The following is a 17,114-nucleotide window of genomic DNA, read 5'->3' on the forward strand; positions in this document are numbered from 1 at the left end:
GTTTTTTAAAAGAAGATATAACGGAAAATCTCTTTGATATAATGTTCGATGATGAATCGAAACGCAACGCACGTGATCAGATAAATCACAATGGTTGAGTAAATGATATCAGCCTTTCCTTTATACGAATGCTGGTAACTGCTCAGCATCGCAGGGGGAATAGCGAAGAATGCGCCGATTAAACCAATCGCTAACACGGTGAAACAAAGATCTGTATGTAATAAAAACAATAAAAGTGCAAGAATCAAAATAGCTGTAAACGGAATAAGAAACGCACCAAATCTGGAGAATGAATCTTTAAATGAGACTTGGTTTCCCGCGATTTTTAAGGAAAAAAAGATCAATGCATGCAACCCGAAAATAAAAAGGGCAAAGTAAATGGTTGGCTTTAAAAAGATTTCTGTAAAGCTCGCACTGCCGGGACCATCTGAAAAAAGAATATAAAACATCAGCGGAGTTAGTAAACTGAAAAGCACCATTGTAATGATTCCGCTGATCAGCTGTTCGCCGCCTGTTGTTTTGCACTCCTGATAAGGGCGTTTCAGAACAGCTAGGACAAATGAACCGAACTGCTTTGCTGCTTGTTTTGCAGCTTCAGCTCCCGCCTGTGCTCCTTGATTTTCGCCGGCTTGGAGTGGAAGAGGCGATCCGCATTTCTCGCAAAACTTTCCGCCATCTGCTTGATGGCCGCATTGAGGACAAAACATATGATGACTCCTTTTACATGTAATATAGGGAAAATAGACTAATAATGTCATTATAAAAGAAAAAAGTAGAAAAGTAACCAATATCCAGCCAAAAATTTTCTCCAAGATTATGTATCAGAAAAAAGACACGAGCTGCCAGATGCGAACTCGTGTCTTTTTTCTAGTTATTCATATATTTTTCAAATACGTCACCGAAATCTTTAATATGATACTGCGAGCGGACGGAAGTGACCCATGTAAATCCGAATTCGGTCAGCTCTTTATATTGTGTTTCAATATTGACGTGCTCAGGGCGGGTATGCTGAAGGATGGTGACTGCTCGTTCCAGACTTTGTTCAGCCTGATTGATCAAAATGTCATTTTCATAGATCGTTTCAGAGATACGGAGAAGGGCTTTATACAAATCTTTCAGCTTTTCAATTTGCTCTTTATGCACATCGATGTCAAATTGTTCAGAGCCCAGCTTGAACTTGATTTCAACATCCAAATCGACCTTCCCGGCGGTTTCCAGAAAAACATCAGAGATTTTATATTGGGAATAAGGATAGCGTTTCAGCGTTCGTTTGGAGGAAGTGGCACGTTCGCCGTCAACATGGATCAGCGCCAGATTCGTGAAGCAATATTCATCGGCTTTTGTTTTAATCAGGAAATAAATTTTTTCGTTGTCTTCATGCATGACATAGTCATCAGCATCTGTTTTGTCATAATCCTGAGGTTCGATAATTTTTCCGATATCTGATAATCCGAGTGCATCTGCTGCAATTTTCTTGAACATATAGATACATCCTTCCTATTTACATAGTCACTTCATTGTAGCACGCGGCGTTTCCGAACGGCTATAAACGTTTGCGAAGAATCAGCCTCTTGGTAAGGCCAATGTCACATGGAGGAAGTATACGATGTTCTCATATATGATGTTTCCAATATTCATCTCATCATGTAGAAAAGCAGTTCCCTTACTTCAGGGAGCTGCTTTCAGCTGTTTTCGGCACGTATTCAAATACTTCTTCACTCTCAAAAAACTCAATTAAGCGGCTCAGCCAATCATAGTAATGAAGCCATTCTCTTAATTCATTCAGCAGCTGATTGACTTTCTCTTCGGCTTCTCGGGGAAGCTCGTCCCTTTGTAAAAGATCTGTCAGCTCCCGGTTTAATTTTTTGTACAGCACTTTGTTTTTGCTCACGACCTTTGTCCAGTTCGCCGCAAATAAAGATATGAAGGTTTGATAATAATCCTGCTCTACGTCGTAAAGATCTTTTCTTACGCCTTTTTCAAACACCTTTTCGGCAATGTTGGCATCAATCATTTCACGGACGACCTGGCTCATCCGTGTTTTGCTCATGCCTGTTGCTTCTGACAGCTCGCTTAATGTCATCGGTTTTCGATTCATATAAATAATCCCGAGCACACGCCCGACAGTAGAAGGCATTCCAAACGTATGCATGTTTTCGGCAATCTTCTCGATGAGATGCTCTTCAGCATGTTCAATGATGTCGAGAGCAGTTTTTTCCACAGCTGATCATCCCTTCAAATGGCAATTGATGGTGTCAATATATCATATTTCTGCCAGTTGTTGAAAACAGCTGTATGCGGAGGAAGCGAGAGGTATCCGGCGTAATTGTAAGAACACCCTCTCTGCCTGAGTCATAACAATAAATAATCTGTAAATAACATATAATTTCAACACATTGTAAACTTTTTATTTTACAAAGTTCAAATTATAATAAAGATTATACTTTTCAGAAAAATTAACGGAAACCTGCGGAGGTGCACGGATTGCTGAAATTAGAACAAGTGTCAAAAGTATATAAAGGCGGCAAAAAAGCTGTGAACAGCATTGATTTAGATATTGCCAAGGGCGAATTTATCTGTTTTATCGGCCCGAGCGGCTGCGGAAAAACGACGACGATGAAGATGATTAATCGACTGATAGAACCGTCGTCAGGAAAGATCTTTATCGACGGAGAAAACATAATGGAACAGGACCCGGTTGAACTGCGGAGAAAAATCGGCTATGTGATTCAGCAGATCGGTTTGTTTCCCCACATGACCATTCAGCAGAACATTTCACTCGTTCCGAAGCTGCTGAAATGGCCTGAAGAAAAACGGAAAGAACGGGCGAGAGAGCTGTTAAAGCTTGTTGATATGGGCCCTGAATATTTAGACCGATATCCCCACGAGCTCAGCGGCGGACAGCAGCAAAGAATTGGCGTGCTGCGCGCACTGGCTGCGGAACCCCCTCTCATTTTAATGGATGAACCGTTCGGAGCGCTTGACCCTATCACGCGGGATTCCCTTCAGGAAGAATTTAAAAAACTGCAGAGAACATTAAATAAAACCATTGTGTTTGTGACCCACGACATGGACGAAGCCATTAAGCTAGCTGACCGGATTGTGATTTTAAAAGCGGGTGAAATCGTTCAGGTCGGCACACCTGATGAGATTCTCAGAAATCCGGCAAATGAATTTGTAGAAGAATTTATCGGGAAAGAGCGCCTGATCCAGACAAGGCCTGAAATTGAGCGGGTTGAGCAGATGATGAACAGAATGCCTGTCACGGTTACAGCGGACAAAACGCTTTCTCAGGCCATTCAGCTGATGAGAGAAAAACGCGTCGACTCGTTGCTTGTTGTAGATGAGCAAAATGTGCTGAAGGGATACGTAGATGTTGAAATCATTGATCAAAACCGCAAAAAAGCGAGCGTTGTTGGTGATGTGTACCGCTCGGATATGTATACCGTGCAAAAAGGAGCCCTTCTCCGCGATACCGTCCGGAAAATCTTGAAGCAAGGAATTAAGTATGTTCCGGTTGTTGATGAAGAGCACCATTTAGCAGGGATTGTGACAAGAGCAAGCCTTGTGGACATCGTATACGATTCCATATGGGGCGAGGAAAACCAGCTAATGACGATCTGATCAGGGGAGGAGCTCTTACACATGAATCAAATGATGACTTTTTTACAGACGAACGGCGGAGAGCTGCTGTATAAAACAGGTGAACATTTATACATTTCTCTCATTGCTGTTGTATTGGGTATTATCGTTGCGGTGCCGCTCGGCGTTCTGCTGACCAGAATGAAAAAAGGCGCAGGCGCGGTTATAGGTGCCGTCAACATTGTGCAAACCTTGCCGAGTCTGGCGATTCTGGCATTTTTTATCCCGCTTCTCGGTGTGGGAAAAGTGCCGGCGATCGTCGCTTTATTTTTCTATTCGGTGCTTCCGATTCTGCGCAATACGTATACAGGCATTAAAGGTGTAAACAAAAATCTGCTTGAGTCAGGAAAAGGGATTGGAATGACCGGCTGGGAGCAGATCCGGCTCGTCGAGATTCCGCTGGCGATTCCGATTATTATGGCAGGCATCCGCACATCCACGATCTATTTAATCGGCTGGGCGACCCTTGCCTCATTTATTGGCGGCGGCGGACTCGGTGATTACATTTTTATCGGGCTGAACCTGTATCAGCCTGAATACATCATTGGCGGTGCTGTGCCGGTTACAATCTTAGCCATTATCATTGATTATTTGCTAGCCGTGACGGAACGAAAAGTGACACCGAAGGGATTGCAAGGGATGAAGGAAGTTTCTTAAGGAGTTGGCTGTATTGAAAACGAAAAAAATCAGATGGATCGGCGCGCTCGCTTTCGCCTTTGTCATGCTGCTGAGCGGCTGTTCTCTGCCGGGACTTGGCGGCGCCTCACAAGATACGATCAAGGTCGGGGCGCAAAGCATAACAGAATCAGAAATTTTAGCGAATATGATTGCGCAGCTCATTGAACACGATACGGATTTAAATACGGCTTTAGTCAAAAATCTCGGATCAAACTATGTTCAGCACCAGGCGATGCTCGGCGGTGACATTGACATATCCGCCACACGCTATTCTGGCACGGATTTAACGAGCACCCTCGGAATGGAGGCGGAGAAGGATCCGGAAAAAGCGCTGAATATCGTGCAGAAAGAGTTTGACAAACGTTTTAAATATAAATGGTTTGATTCTTACGGGTTTGATAACACATATGCCTTTACCGTAACAAAAAAGTTTGCGGAAAAGGAGCATGTAAACACCGTGTCTGATCTGAAGAAAAACGCTACTGAATATAAGCTGGGGGTCGACAATGCCTGGCTGAAACGGAAGGGCGACGGATATAAAGGTTTTGTCAGCACGTATGGATTTGAGTTCGGAACAACCTATCCGATGCAGATCGGACTTGTTTATGACGCAGTCAAAAACGAGAAAATGGACGCCGTTCTTGCTTATTCCACAGACGGCCGGATTAAGGCGTATGATCTCAAAATCCTAGAAGACGATAAACAGTTTTTCCCGCCGTATGACTGTTCGCCGGTGATTCCGGAAAAGGTGCTTAAGGAACATCCGGAGCTTGAAGGCATTATTGATAAACTGATCGGGAAGATTGACACGGAAACCATGCAGGAGCTCAACTACGAAGTGGACGGCAAACTGAAGGAGCCGTCTGTTGTGGCAAAGGAATTTTTAGAGAAACATCATTATTTTGACTAAGAAAAGAGGCAGACCAAATGGAAGTATTACAGCAGCTTGGCTCTTACTATTCGCAAAACGGCAGTTATGTGCTGCAAGAGTTTTACCGCCACTTTCTGATGTCGGTGTACGGTGTTTTGTTTGCGGCCATCGTCGGTATTCCGCTTGGCATCCTGATTGCCAGGTACAGAACATTAAGCGGCTGGGTTTTCGCCGTCACGAACGTGATCCAGACGGTGCCGGCGCTCGCCATGCTGGCCGTGCTGATGCTAGTGATGGGGCTTGGCGCGAATACGGTCATTTTATCGTTATTTCTTTATTCACTGCTGCCGATCATCAGAAATACGTACACAGGCATTGTCAGCATTGAACATGCCTATCTTGAATCCGGAAAAGCGATGGGTATGACAAAGTTTCAAGTGCTGCGGATGGTCGAGCTTCCGCTGGCGCTTTCTGTTATTATGGCCGGCCTCCGCACCGCGCTCGTCATTGCCATCGGCATTACTGCCATCGGGACATTTGTCGGCGCCGGAGGCCTTGGAGACATCATCGTCAGGGGGTCAAACGCAACAAACGGGACCGCGATTATATTAGCTGGCGCGATCCCGACAGCCCTTATGGCGGTGATAGCTGATTTGGTCATGGGCTGGCTTGAACGCACGTTAAGCCCGATTAAAAAGAAAAAGAAGAAAAAACTGGCCAATGCAGCTTAATAAAAAAACGCCTTGTTCAGGGACTGACCCCATAAGATGAGACAAATAAAAAACACCTTCAAGTTTGAAAACGGATAGTTGTTATCCTTAAATAAGACTTGGAGGTGTTTTTTGTATGGGAACAAGAATGAGTTATCCGGTTGAAGTTAAGCAGAAGGCTGTAGAAATGAGATTGGCAGGCATGCCTATGAAAGAGATCATGGAGAAATTAAACATTAAGAATAAGACACAGATTCAGACATGGGTTAGATGGCATAAGGATGGGGATACACATCGATCGAACAGCCTGTTGGTAAGCAATACACTTACGGAAAAGGTCCGGAGTATGCTTCCGAATTAGAGAAACTGCAGGCAGAGAACCGTTATCTGAGACAACAGAATGAAGTTCTAAAAAAGTACAACGAATTGGAAAGGAAGTTGATAGCCAAACGTCAGTTGAACTTGTAGAAGTATTGCACGGCACAATGACCGTACAGAATATCTGTGTTCATTTAGGTATCTCACGAGCGTCTTATTATCGTTGGAAGAAGAACCTGATGAAAGATCATCCCAAGTGCCATTTGGAAAAACAAATCGGCACGTTGTGCCGAGAGCACAAGTATCGATATGGATATCGAAAAATTACAGCTATATTAAAAAAGGAAATGCGTATTAACCATAAAACGGTTCAGCGTATCATGCAGAAAAATCAGTGGCAGTGCCGGGTTAAGGTGAAAAAGCGCAAGAAGAATGGGCAGCCATATGCCGTGGTTGATAATATATTAGATCGGAACTTTCAGTCCGATCATCCTCTTGAAAAACTAGTAACGGATATCACGTATTTGCCTTATGGACAGAAACAATTGTACCTTTCCAGTATATTGGATGTATACAATGGAGAAGTAATTGCTTTCACGATTGGAGATAAGCAGGACACAGACTTTGTCTTAAACACACTTGATCAACTGCCAACACTGCCTCAGAACTGCGTGTTACATAGTGACCAAGGATCTGTGTATACATCTTATGAGTATCAGAAAGCTGTTAAAACAAAAGGCATTACCATGAGCATGTCCCGCAAAGGGACGCCCGCTGATAATGCCTCCATCGAATCGTTTCATTCCTCACTAAAGTCTGAAACGTTCTATCTTAACAGTATTGATCGAACCACGACCGCCATCGTAGAACGCACTGTCAAAGAATACATTTATTATTATAACAACATTCGTATTCAAACGAAACTAAACAGCCAATCACCGATAAGCTATCGGCAATTGGCTGTATAAAAGGTGTTTTGATCCCTGTCTCAAAAACGGGGGTCAGTCCCTTCATGACAGGGCGTTTTTTACGGTTTCGGCACATATTTAAAAATCTCTTCACTCTCAAAAAACTCAATCAGACGGCCGAGCCAATTGTAATAGTCGAGCCAATCCTTTAATTCCTTCAACAGCTCATTCACCTTTTCTTCCGCTTCAGGAGAAAGCTCTTCATCCAAGATACTGAGCAGCTCCCGGTTGAGTTTTTTATGCATCATTTTATTTTTGCTGACGACTTTGCTCCAAGTGGCTGTAAACAGAGTGATAAAGGTTTGGTAGTAATCCTCTTCAACATCGTATAAGTCTTTTCGCACGCCCTTTTCGAACACCTTCTCGGCGATGTTGGCATCGAGCATGTCCCGCACGACCTGGCTCATTCGCGTTTTGCTCATGCCGGTTGCTTCTGATAATTCCGTCAGCGTCATCGGCTTGCGATTCATATAAATAATGCCCAGCACACGTCCAACGGTAGAGGGCATTCCAAATGCATGCATGTTTTCCGCGATTCTTTCTATGAGGTGGTCTTCAGTCTGTTCAATTATCGTTAACGGATCTTTCTCCAACAGTTTCAATCCTTTCAGCTAACAATTCCGATGTCAATATACCACATTTTTGATGCAGCGGAAATGCTGTAATCATAGAATTTGGCAGGAAATTGGAGCAATAAGGAGATCATTACCGGTCAATACGGGTAAATCAGGGTTTACACATACTTTATAAATAATATGAACAAATTGTAAACTTTTTATTTTATAAACTTTATTCTATAATGGGAAGCATTCAATTGTCTGAAAAATTAAATATGAACTGAACGAATTGAATGAATTTAATTTTGGAGGTGCGATGTTTGCTGACATTAAAAAATGTCTCGAAAACATATAAAGGCGGCAAAAAAGCTGTGAACAGCGTGAATCTGGAAATTGAAAAAGGCGAATTTATTTGTTTTATCGGTCCAAGCGGCTGCGGAAAAACGACAACGATGAAAATGATTAACCGATTAATTGAGCCGTCAGCCGGTCAGATTTTTATTGACGGCGAGAACATCATGGAACAGGACCCGGTAGAACTCAGGCGTAAGATCGGCTATGTCATTCAGCAGATCGGACTGTTCCCCCATATGACCATTCAGCAGAACATTTCACTTGTGCCTAAGCTGCTGAAATGGCCGGAGCAGCAGCGGAAAGAACGTGCGCGTGAGCTTTTAAAATTGGTCGATATGGGACCTGAATATTTAGACCGTTATCCTCATGAATTAAGCGGGGGACAGCAGCAGCGAATAGGTGTATTACGGGCACTTGCCGCGGAACCGCCGCTTATCTTAATGGATGAACCGTTTGGGGCGCTTGACCCGATTACGAGGGATTCCCTTCAGGAAGAATTTAAAAAACTGCAAAAAACCTTACATAAAACCATCGTATTTGTTACCCATGATATGGATGAAGCGATTAAGCTAGCAGACCGGATTGTCATTTTGAAAGGCGGAGAGATTGTGCAGATCGGAACGCCTGATGATATTCTGAGAAACCCGGCAAACGAATTTGTTGAGGAGTTTATCGGCAAAGAGCGCCTGATTCAGTCATCAAGTCCTGATGTTGAGCGGGTTGATCAAATTATGAGTACACACCCGGTGACCATTACGGCGGATAAAACGCTCTCTGAAGCGATCCAGCTGATGAGGCAGGAGCGTGTCGACTCGCTGCTGGTGGTAGATGACAGCCACGTTCTTCTAGGCTATGTAGATGTGGAAATCATTGATCAATGCCGGAAGAAAGCCGAGCTCGTAGGCGAGGTCCTGCATCAAGACATCTACACCGTCTTAGGCGCAACACTGCTGCGGGATACAGTACACAAAATTTTAAAACGTGGTGTAAAGTACGTGCCGGTTGTAGATGAAGACCGCCGTTTAATAGGAATTGTAACGAGAGCGAACCTGGTTGACATTGTGTATGAGTCCATCTGGGGAGAAGAAAAACAGCTCGCAGTATTGTCATAGGGAGGTTGTCAGACATGAATCATATCATTGAATTTTTGCAAACCAACGGAGGCGAGCTGCTTTACAAAACATATGAGCATATCAGCATTTCTCTCATCGCCGTCATTTTAGGCGTTGCTGCCGCTGTACCTCTTGGGATTGTGCTTACCAGAATGAAAAAAGGAGCCGGCACCATTATCGGCATTGTGAATATCATTCAGACGCTGCCCAGTCTGGCAATCCTCGCTTTCTTTATCCCGCTCTTGGGAGTCGGAAAAGTTCCGGCTATTGTGGCCTTGTTTTTCTATTCCGTTTTGCCGATCCTGCGCAACACGTATACCGGGATTCGCGGCGTTAACAAAAATCTGCTTGAATCAGGAAAAGGCATCGGGATGACGGCCGCTGAACAAATCCGCCTCGTTGAACTGCCGCTTGCCGCGCCCGTCATCATGGCGGGGATCAGAACATCCACGATTTATTTAATCGGCTGGGCGACGCTTGCATCCTTTATCGGAGGCGGCGGATTGGGTGATTATATTTTCATCGGCCTGAATTTATATCAGCCGGAATATATCATCGGAGGAGCGGTTCCCGTCACGATATTGGCGATTGTCATTGATTATGTGCTGGCGTTGACAGAACGAAAAATCACGCCTGCCGGACTGCAGGGAATGAAGGAAGTTTCATAAGGAGGCTGCTCATGAAAAGAAAACATCTTAAATGGCTGAGCGGTTTCACGCTCGCAGTAATGCTGATGCTAAGCGGCTGTTCGTTTCCCGGGCTCAGCGCCGCTTCAGAAAAGACCATCAAAATCGGCGCGCAAAGCATGAGTGAATCAGAAATCATCGCAAGCATGCTTGGCCAGCTGATCGAACACCATACGGATCTAAAAACAACAACCATTAAAAATCTCGGCTCCAACGCGGTGCAGCAGCAGGCCTTAATAAACGGAGAAATCGATATTGCGGCCACAAGATATACAGGTGACGCGCTGACAGGCACGCTGAGGATGAAACCTGAAAAAGATCCGGACAAAGCGCTGGCGCTGACACAGCAGGAGTTTAAAAAAAGATACGATTTAAAATGGTATGACTCCTACGGGTTTGATAATACGTATGCCTTTACCGTCAGCAAGAAGCTTGCGGACCAATATCATTTAGAAAACGTATCAGACGTCAAAAAATGGGCGCCGCAATTAAAGCTGGGCGTCGACAATTATTGGATGAAGCTGAAAGGGAACGGCTATCAGGATTTCACGAAAACCTACGGCATGACATTCGGCGGCACGTATCCGATGCAGATCGGGCTTGTGTATGACGCGGTGAAAAGCGGAAAAATGGACATTGTCCTCGCTTACTCCACGGACGGGAGAATCAAGTCCTATGATCTCAAAATGCTAAAGGATGATAAACAATTTTTCCCTCCGTACGACTGCTCTCCTGTTGTTCCGGAACAGGTGCTTAAAGAACATCCTGAACTGGAAGGCATCATTCAGAAAATGATCGGAAAAATTGATACAGCCACGATGCAGGAGCTTAACTATGAAGTCGACGGTAATCTAAAAGAACCGTCTGTCGTTGCCAAGGAATATTTGCAAAAGCATCACTACTTCGAATCGTGAAAGGGGGATTGACCAATGAATATGCTTGAACAGTTAATGACGTATTATGCACAGAACGGCAGCTACGTAATGGAAGAGTTCGGCCGCCATTTTCTCATGTCGGCTTACGGCGTCTTGTTTGCTGCTGTCGTCGGGATTCCGGTCGGAATCCTCATTGCGCATTTCCGCCGCTTGTCAGGATGGGTATTCGCTGTAACAAATGTCATTCAGACGATTCCGGCGCTCGCCATGCTGGCAGTCCTGATGCTTGTCATGGGGCTCGGTGCAAACACAGTGATTTTATCATTATTTCTGTATTCCCTGCTGCCGATTATCCGAAACACGTACACAGGCATTGTCACTATTGAACACGCATACTTAGAATCAGGTAAAGCGATGGGGATGACGAAGTTCCAAGTTCTTCGGATGGTTGAGCTCCCGCTCGCGCTTTCTGTCATTATGGCAGGCCTTCGAACGGCTCTCGTCATCGCTATCGGCATTACAGCAATCGGCACATTTGTCGGCGCCGGCGGCCTTGGGGATATGATCGTCCGCGGGTCAAACGCCACAAACGGAACGGCGATTATTCTAGCCGGTGCGATTCCGACTGCGGTGATGGCGGTTGCGGCTGATTTGCTCATGGCTTGGCTGGAGCGGGTGTTACATCCGGTCAAGAAAAAAAGAACCAGGGTGAGACGTATTCAAACAGCTGCATAAGAACAAAAAAAGAGGCTTGGATGATTCCAGCCTCTTTTTTCTTATTTAAATTGTAAACTGATCCATTTTTTCATTAAGTTCTTTCGCCAAACGCTCAAGCTCCTCAGCATTTTGAAGCACTTGATCCATTGAATGGGCGGATTGCTCGGTAATGGAAAATGTTTCTTCAATGCCGGCGGCGGATTCTTCAGAAACGGAGGCGATATTTTCAATCGATTGGTTAATTGTGATCGATTGGTTTGTTAACTGCTTTAATCCGTCCGTTACTTCCTTAATGCTTTCCGCTACATAGGTGACCGATTGCTTAATGTTCTGCATGGCCTGACCGGTGTCAGTCAGATTTTCAGTACCTTTTTCTACTTCGGTAAAGCTGCTTTCCAGGTATTGAATGACAGTGTTGATTTCCTGCTGTGTGCCGCCAACTATTTTAGTGATATCCTGAACGGAGTCAGATACGCCGTCTGCGAGCTTTCGGACCTCCTCGGCCACAACGGCGAAGCCTTTGCCGCTTTCTCCTGCGCGGGCTGCCTCAATTGCGGCATTAAGTGACAATAAGTTCGTTTGCTCGGCAATGCCGTTGATGACCTGAACAAGCTTGTTGATGTCCTGTGAATGCTGTTCCAGCGATCTCACTTTATGAACGGCTTCCTGAACGATATGATGGATTGTTTTCATTTGTTGCACTGACGTATCCATATTTTCGTTTCCGTTTACGGCGAGTTGGAGAACGTTTTGAGACGTATCGCTGATCGTCATGCCGTGATTGTAGGCTTTATCAATGCTTTCTGTAAATTCATTCATTGATTCGGCAATCGTCACAGCGTCTTGCGCCTGCTGCTCGGAGCCTTCAGCCATTTCGTTCATCGTTTCGGTAATATGCCTGCTGCCGGTTCTTGTTTCATTCGTTGCAGTGGTCAGCACCTGTGATGAAGAAAGCACGCGGGTGGAAATTTCTTTTGAATAGCCGACGATATCTCTTAAATTCCCTACCATTTTCTGAAGCGCTTCGTTCAGATCGCCGAGCTCGTCTTTTGAGGCCAGCGGCTCTATGTCATTTGACAGATTGCCTTCAGCGATCTCATTCGCAGATGACTTCATTCGAATAATCGGTTTTACAATGCTGCGATTGATATAAAGCCAAATACATATGCTGATGGCGATGGAGGCTGCCAGAAGCAAAGCCGTGTAAATGAGACCTTTATGATAAACGTCCTTGGTTTCTTTCACAGCCGTGTTGCTGCCTTCTTTATTAAAATCAACAAGTTCAGTGATTGATTTTTTCATATCCTCAAAGCTTGCTTCAGTCTGTACCAATAACCCCCTTGCTTTATCTATATCATTCGTGCGTCCGCTCTCTAAAATCTGGTTATGAATATTCGTATATGAGTTGACTTCAGTCTTGAGCTGTTCGAAAATGTTGCGTTCTTTGTCATTAGAGATTGTCTTTTCATAGTTATCAAGCTTTTCATTGATATCCTTAAGGATCTGGTTCATATCTTGGTCCAGCGTATCCAATTTATCTTTGTCTGTATAAATCAGGAAATCCTTTTCCTTAGAGGAAAGGTGCTCTGTCAAATAATTAATAGATGTAATTTCTTTAATGCCGTCTATCCATTTCGTGTTGATTTCATCTGTCTGTTTGATGATGTGCTGCATATTGAAAGCGCCTATTCCGCCTATAAGCAGATTGATGAGAATCAGTGTCAAAAATACCAGGCTGAATTTGCGGGAAATCGTCAGTCGCATATAAGTGTTCTCCTTTTAAAAAAAGTGATGTGATGTACTATATATCGGCTGAGAAATTGTTTTTTCACCTGGAAATAAAAAATAAAAAACGGCTCTTCTCTCCGTTGAGATCAGAACCGTTTTAGCAATTACATATGAAAGGAAGGGTCAATCCATTCAGTCGCCCATTTAGAGATTTCACCCAGAATGGGCGCTAACGCCATTCCTTTGTCGGTTAATGAATATTCGATGCGAACCGGAGTTTCGGGGATGACGTCCCGCTTAACCACTCCTTCAAGCTCAAGTTCTTTCAGCCTTTCTGACAGAACTCTGCCGCTTAGATTTGGAAGTGCTGCTTCTATTTCGCTAAATCGCTGCTGACCGTTCAACAGCTGAAAAACGATCAAAGCAACCCAGCGTTTGCTCAAGATGTCGACTGCTTTTTCAAATCTAGGACACATTTCTGATTGGTTCATACTTTTCACCTCGTCTGTCATTATTATAACGCAAATAACGAGGGAACGTATGCATGCGTGATTGATAAAATGCGGAAAGAGATGCAGAGGATTACGTGGAAGAGGAGCGTTTTTTCGCTTCGGAAGCTAAAAAATCGAAGTATTTGCTGAGATTTTCAATATCCTGCTTGGAGAGATGCCGCCATTTTTCGCTGTTAAAAAGAGACAGGTTCTCCGTTCCGCGGGTGACAGCCGTCTGATAAATCGCATAAATAGACTGATAGCTTTCCGAAGCCTCTCGAATTTCTTCAGGAAAAGCGGTAATGTGCCCTGCGGCTGCCATCAGGTTTTCGTGCGGTATTTTCAGCACCGCTGCAAGCTTTTTTATGGTCGCGGGCTTTGGTGTGCCGCGCTTGCCGTTTTCTATTTTTGAAATGGTCGCTGAGCTGATGCCCGAGTACACCGCAAGCTGATTCACTGTCAGTTTGCGGGCGCGACGCAGCGCCCTTAATTCCTGTCCGAATGTTGACATGATGATCGCCTCGCATTTCTGGAAAGAGTTATTGATCAGCAGATCGTTTTTTTGCTTCGTCTGAAATAAAAGAGAAATAATGATCCAGCATGAGCAAATCCTCTTTGTTGAGATACTGCCATTTTTCACTCTCAAGAAGGGCAAGATTTTTCAGGTCATAAGCCTCCGCCTTTTCAAGCAGCTGGCACTTCGTTTCATAAGGCGCTCTGGCTTCATGAATCTCTTCGATATATCCCGCTTTATACATAAGCCCTTCATAAGGAATTTTTAAGGCCTCCGCCAATTTTTTGATGGTGGCAGGTTTAGGAACGCCGCGTTTGCCGTTTTCAATTCTGGAGATGCCGGCCGCGCTTACACCGGAATAAGTCGCCAGCTGGTTGACTGTCAACTTTCTCTCCTCACGCAATGCCCGTAATTGTTCGCCGAAGCTTTCCATATGTCTCACCCCGTCCCTCACTGTTACTCATATTTTAGTATGTTTATTGACTAAAGGGAATAGGTAGGCTGGAAATGTATTGACAAAAGTTAACATACGCCGTAATGTAAATGTATAGAAAAAGTTTTTTCATGAACGGAAGGTGAGGAAAGTGCCAGTAGAAAAGATACAGATTAGACGTGATTATGTATTGCAGTATATGGTCAATAACGATTATTCCCTCAATCAGCTTGCGCTGGAAATCGGAGTCTCACCCGCCACACTGAGCCGTGTGCTGAATGGAGAAAGACGGCCGGGGCAGCTTGTGATCGGAAAAATGCTTCACTATTTTGACTTGAAGTTTGAGGATCTTTTTTACTATGATTTTGTTGACAAAAGTCAATAACTTAAGAACGCCTGGGGAACCAAGCGTTTTCTAAGCCTTATCATCAATGTGTCAAAACAAAACCCGTCACAAGTTCATTGCATGTTTTCCATTGTTTTGTCGGCAGCTGATGGCCCTGGTATTCCAGCCTGAAAAATTCAGCGTGGCTGCATGCTTTCCGGTAATAGCCTGCATGTGTAAAGGTCCAGTCGCGCAGGCCGCCATACATAAACAGCATCGGCATGTTAAAACGGGGCAATTGTTCAAGGCAGCTGTAGCGGAGAGAATCCCGATAATATTGATACCAATGGCCGAGGTCAGCTTTTTTCATATGATTCGTTAATAGATTTCGGAGCTGTCTGTTTTTCGTATGGCTGCTGGCGATAATTTTCATCAGCATGCCGGGACTTTTTTCAAGAAGATACATTCCCATTTTGTGAAGCTGCTGACCGGCCATGGTATGAACAGCGGGGTAAGCACCGGCCAACACCAAATGAGATACTTTGTCCGGCCGGGTGAAGCCAATGTGCTGTGCGATTAAGCTGCCGGCGGAATAACCGAATACTGCAGCCTGATCAATGTGCAAACGATCCATAAATTGCACGATCTCGTTTGCGTAATAGGAAATCGAGATTTGCTGGTCTGCATGATCGCTGTCGCCATGTCCGCTTAAATCGGGAAATATCACCCTGAAATGATCCGCCAGAAGGCGCTGATAATAAAAAACCTTGCGTCCCATGCCCGGCGGGTGAATAAAAATGATAGGGATTCCCTGTCCATATTCCTCATAATATAGATGTTTCTTATTGACTGTGCTGATGATCGGCATTGTTGTTCTCCCTTTTCGTTCAATTCATACGAATAGGCTAACCAAAACAAAATGTCTTATCCGGCCCTTTTGGCGTCTGATACGGCGTGACATGCCAAACCTTTTCATGTAAAATAGAAGTAAAGTAGGCCAGTGAGTCTGGAGGTGTAAGGGATGCACGCGGTTTTGATTACCTTATTGGTTATCGTCAGTATTGCACTTATTATTGTCGTTTTGCTTCAATCCAGTAAAAGCGCCGGATTATCTGGTGCGATTTCAGGCGGAGCGGAGCAGCTCTTCGGGAAACAAAAAGCAAGAGGTCTTGATTTGATTCTGCACCGCATTACGGTTGTGCTGGCAGTCTTGTTTTTCGTGTTGACGATTGCGCTTGCTTATATCCTATAGGGCAATGTTTGTATAAGGTCTGATGTAAAGTCAGGCCTTTTTCACGTTTCTGGCTGATATTCAGAGCGTTTTTTTCTTATCAAACTGTGGAAAACTAAAATGATCGTGCAGAAAGAAAGGGAGACATGAGCATGAAAGTTGTGACACCAAAACCATTTACATTTAAGGGCGGAGACAAAGCGGTGCTTTTGCTGCACGGCTTTACAGGGAATACAGCAGATGTGAGAATGCTGGGACGTTATTTGAATGAACGGGGCTATACGTGCCATGCGCCTCAATATGAAGGACACGGCGTTCCGCCTGAAGAATTGGTACATACGGGGCCTGAAGACTGGTGGAAAAACGTCATGGATGGCTATGAATATTTAAAATCTGAAGGCTATGAGGACATTGCTGCCTGCGGACTGTCGCTTGGCGGGGTTTTTTCGCTGAAATTGGGTTACACTGTACCCATAAAGGGAATTGTTCCAATGTGCGCGCCAATGCATATTAAAAGCGAAGAAGTCATGTATCAGGGCGTCCTTTCCTACGCGCGCAATTACAAAAAATTCGAGGGGAAAAGCCCGGAGCAAATAGAAGAGGAAATGAAGGAATTTGAAAAAACGCCGATGAATACCCTTAAGGCGCTGCAAGACTTGATTGCCGATGTGCGAAAGAATGTCGATATGATCTATTCTCCGACATTTGTTGTGCAAGCCCGTCATGATCACATGATTAATACCGAAAGTGCCAATATTATTTACAATGAAGTGGAAACTGACGATAAACAGCTGAAATGGTATGAGGAATCAGGCCATGTTATCACGCTGGACAAGGAACGGGACATCGTACATCAAGATGTGTATGAATTTTTAGAGAAGCTGGATTGGTAACCAACAGGAGG

Annotated in this window: 20 protein-coding genes and 1 pseudogene; 12 read left to right on the forward strand and 9 right to left on the reverse strand. The window is 44.4% G+C overall.

Going from position 1 to position 17,114, the window contains the following annotated elements:
• Positions 1-5: 5 nt before the first annotated feature.
• The 3 genes from UJ203_RS13395 to opcR all read right to left on the reverse strand — a co-directional run bounded on the left by UJ203_RS13395 (position 6) and on the right by opcR (position 2,221).
• Positions 6-707: a zinc ribbon domain-containing protein gene (locus tag UJ203_RS13395; protein ID WP_322011497.1), complete on the reverse strand. Its 702-nt coding sequence runs from the start codon at positions 705-707 to the stop codon at positions 6-8.
• Between the two features lie 160 nt (positions 708-867).
• Positions 868-1,482 carry a PH domain-containing protein gene (locus UJ203_RS13400; protein ID WP_024122878.1) on the reverse strand — a complete coding sequence of 205 codons (615 nt, stop codon included), beginning with the start codon at positions 1,480-1,482 and terminating at the stop codon, positions 868-870.
• Between the two features lie 181 nt (positions 1,483-1,663).
• A complete protein-coding gene (gene opcR / locus UJ203_RS13405; RefSeq protein ID WP_044159138.1) occupies positions 1,664-2,221 on the reverse strand; it encodes an opuC operon transcriptional regulator OpcR in 558 nt (185 codons plus the stop codon).
• Between the two features lie 263 nt (positions 2,222-2,484).
• Here opcR and opuCA point away from each other — a divergent pair, with 263 nt between their 5' ends.
• The 5 genes and pseudogenes from opuCA to UJ203_RS13430 all read left to right on the forward strand — a co-directional run bounded on the left by opuCA (position 2,485) and on the right by UJ203_RS13430 (position 7,187).
• Positions 2,485-3,624, forward strand: coding sequence for an osmoprotectant ABC transporter ATP-binding protein OpuCA (gene opuCA, locus UJ203_RS13410; protein WP_101859940.1), 1,140 nt, complete (start codon positions 2,485-2,487; stop codon positions 3,622-3,624).
• A gap of 21 nt (positions 3,625-3,645) precedes the next feature.
• Positions 3,646-4,299, forward strand: coding sequence for a glycine betaine/carnitine/choline/choline sulfate ABC transporter permease OpuCB (gene opuCB, locus UJ203_RS13415; protein ID WP_024122875.1), 654 nt, complete (start codon positions 3,646-3,648; stop codon positions 4,297-4,299).
• Positions 4,300-4,363: 64 nt separating this feature from the next.
• Positions 4,364-5,230 (forward strand): osmoprotectant ABC transporter substrate-binding lipoprotein OpuCC, encoded by an 867-nt coding sequence (gene opuCC, locus UJ203_RS13420; RefSeq protein ID WP_083244514.1) that lies wholly within the window; start codon positions 4,364-4,366, stop codon positions 5,228-5,230.
• A gap of 17 nt (positions 5,231-5,247) precedes the next feature.
• On the forward strand, positions 5,248-5,922 hold the full coding sequence (gene opuCD / locus UJ203_RS13425) for a glycine betaine/carnitine/choline/choline sulfate ABC transporter permease OpuCD (protein ID WP_322011502.1): 675 nt from the start codon (positions 5,248-5,250) through the stop codon (positions 5,920-5,922).
• Between the two features lie 115 nt (positions 5,923-6,037).
• Positions 6,038-7,187: pseudogene (locus UJ203_RS13430) on the forward strand (IS3 family transposase).
• A 59-nt stretch (positions 7,188-7,246) separates the two neighbouring features.
• On the opposite strand, the gene UJ203_RS13435 reads toward UJ203_RS13430, so the two are convergent.
• Positions 7,247-7,780 (reverse strand): GbsR/MarR family transcriptional regulator, encoded by a 534-nt coding sequence (locus tag UJ203_RS13435; protein WP_105953914.1) that lies wholly within the window; start codon positions 7,778-7,780, stop codon positions 7,247-7,249.
• A gap of 284 nt (positions 7,781-8,064) precedes the next feature.
• Between UJ203_RS13435 and opuBA the strand changes: the two genes are divergently transcribed.
• Genes opuBA through UJ203_RS13455 form a run of 4 tightly spaced genes read left to right on the forward strand, consistent with a single transcriptional unit; the run spans position 8,065 to position 11,506 of the window.
• Positions 8,065-9,210: a choline ABC transporter ATP-binding protein OpuBA gene (gene opuBA / locus UJ203_RS13440; protein WP_322011505.1), complete on the forward strand. Its 1,146-nt coding sequence runs from the start codon at positions 8,065-8,067 to the stop codon at positions 9,208-9,210.
• A gap of 14 nt (positions 9,211-9,224) precedes the next feature.
• On the forward strand, positions 9,225-9,878 hold the full coding sequence (locus UJ203_RS13445) for an ABC transporter permease (protein WP_322011507.1): 654 nt from the start codon (positions 9,225-9,227) through the stop codon (positions 9,876-9,878).
• An 11-nt stretch (positions 9,879-9,889) separates the two neighbouring features.
• Positions 9,890-10,810 carry a choline ABC transporter substrate-binding lipoprotein OpuBC gene (opuBC, locus tag UJ203_RS13450; protein WP_322011509.1) on the forward strand — a complete coding sequence of 307 codons (921 nt, stop codon included), beginning with the start codon at positions 9,890-9,892 and terminating at the stop codon, positions 10,808-10,810.
• A 15-nt stretch (positions 10,811-10,825) separates the two neighbouring features.
• Positions 10,826-11,506: an ABC transporter permease gene (locus UJ203_RS13455; RefSeq protein WP_322011511.1), complete on the forward strand. Its 681-nt coding sequence runs from the start codon at positions 10,826-10,828 to the stop codon at positions 11,504-11,506.
• A gap of 45 nt (positions 11,507-11,551) precedes the next feature.
• Here the strand turns inward: UJ203_RS13455 and UJ203_RS13460 are convergent, their stop codons facing one another.
• The 4 genes from UJ203_RS13460 to rghR all read right to left on the reverse strand — a co-directional run bounded on the left by UJ203_RS13460 (position 11,552) and on the right by rghR (position 14,654).
• Entirely contained in the window at positions 11,552-13,252 is a 1,701-nt protein-coding gene (locus UJ203_RS13460; RefSeq protein ID WP_322011513.1) for a HAMP domain-containing methyl-accepting chemotaxis protein, read from the reverse strand.
• A 128-nt stretch (positions 13,253-13,380) separates the two neighbouring features.
• A complete protein-coding gene (gene catR, locus UJ203_RS13465; protein WP_010331897.1) occupies positions 13,381-13,707 on the reverse strand; it encodes a catDE operon transcriptional regulator CatR in 327 nt (108 codons plus the stop codon).
• A 91-nt stretch (positions 13,708-13,798) separates the two neighbouring features.
• Positions 13,799-14,218 (reverse strand): helix-turn-helix domain-containing protein, encoded by a 420-nt coding sequence (locus tag UJ203_RS13470; RefSeq protein WP_024122861.1) that lies wholly within the window; start codon positions 14,216-14,218, stop codon positions 13,799-13,801.
• A gap of 28 nt (positions 14,219-14,246) precedes the next feature.
• Positions 14,247-14,654 carry a transcriptional repressor RghR gene (gene rghR, locus UJ203_RS13475; protein WP_024122860.1) on the reverse strand — a complete coding sequence of 136 codons (408 nt, stop codon included), beginning with the start codon at positions 14,652-14,654 and terminating at the stop codon, positions 14,247-14,249.
• 151 nt (positions 14,655-14,805) lie between these two features.
• Between rghR and UJ203_RS13480 the strand changes: the two genes are divergently transcribed.
• Positions 14,806-15,039 (forward strand): helix-turn-helix domain-containing protein, encoded by a 234-nt coding sequence (locus UJ203_RS13480; protein WP_024122859.1) that lies wholly within the window; start codon positions 14,806-14,808, stop codon positions 15,037-15,039.
• Positions 15,040-15,082: 43 nt separating this feature from the next.
• Here the strand turns inward: UJ203_RS13480 and UJ203_RS13485 are convergent, their stop codons facing one another.
• The gene (locus tag UJ203_RS13485; protein WP_105953907.1) at positions 15,083-15,847 is read right to left on the reverse strand and encodes an alpha/beta fold hydrolase; all 765 of its coding nucleotides are present in this window, start codon (positions 15,845-15,847) and stop codon (positions 15,083-15,085) included.
• A 153-nt stretch (positions 15,848-16,000) separates the two neighbouring features.
• Here UJ203_RS13485 and secG point away from each other — a divergent pair, with 153 nt between their 5' ends.
• Both secG and UJ203_RS13495 read left to right on the forward strand, forming a co-directional pair.
• Positions 16,001-16,231, forward strand: a complete 231-nt coding sequence (gene secG, locus UJ203_RS13490; RefSeq protein ID WP_003220028.1) for a preprotein translocase subunit SecG — start codon at positions 16,001-16,003, stop codon at positions 16,229-16,231.
• 131 nt (positions 16,232-16,362) lie between these two features.
• The gene (locus UJ203_RS13495; protein ID WP_044159124.1) at positions 16,363-17,103 is read left to right on the forward strand and encodes an alpha/beta hydrolase; all 741 of its coding nucleotides are present in this window, start codon (positions 16,363-16,365) and stop codon (positions 17,101-17,103) included.
• Positions 17,104-17,114: the final 11 nt, after the last annotated feature.

It is taken from the genome of Bacillus sp. V26 (genome assembly GCF_034296245.1).
In the GTDB taxonomy this organism is placed as follows: Bacteria; Bacillota; Bacilli; order Bacillales; family Bacillaceae; genus Bacillus; species Bacillus halotolerans.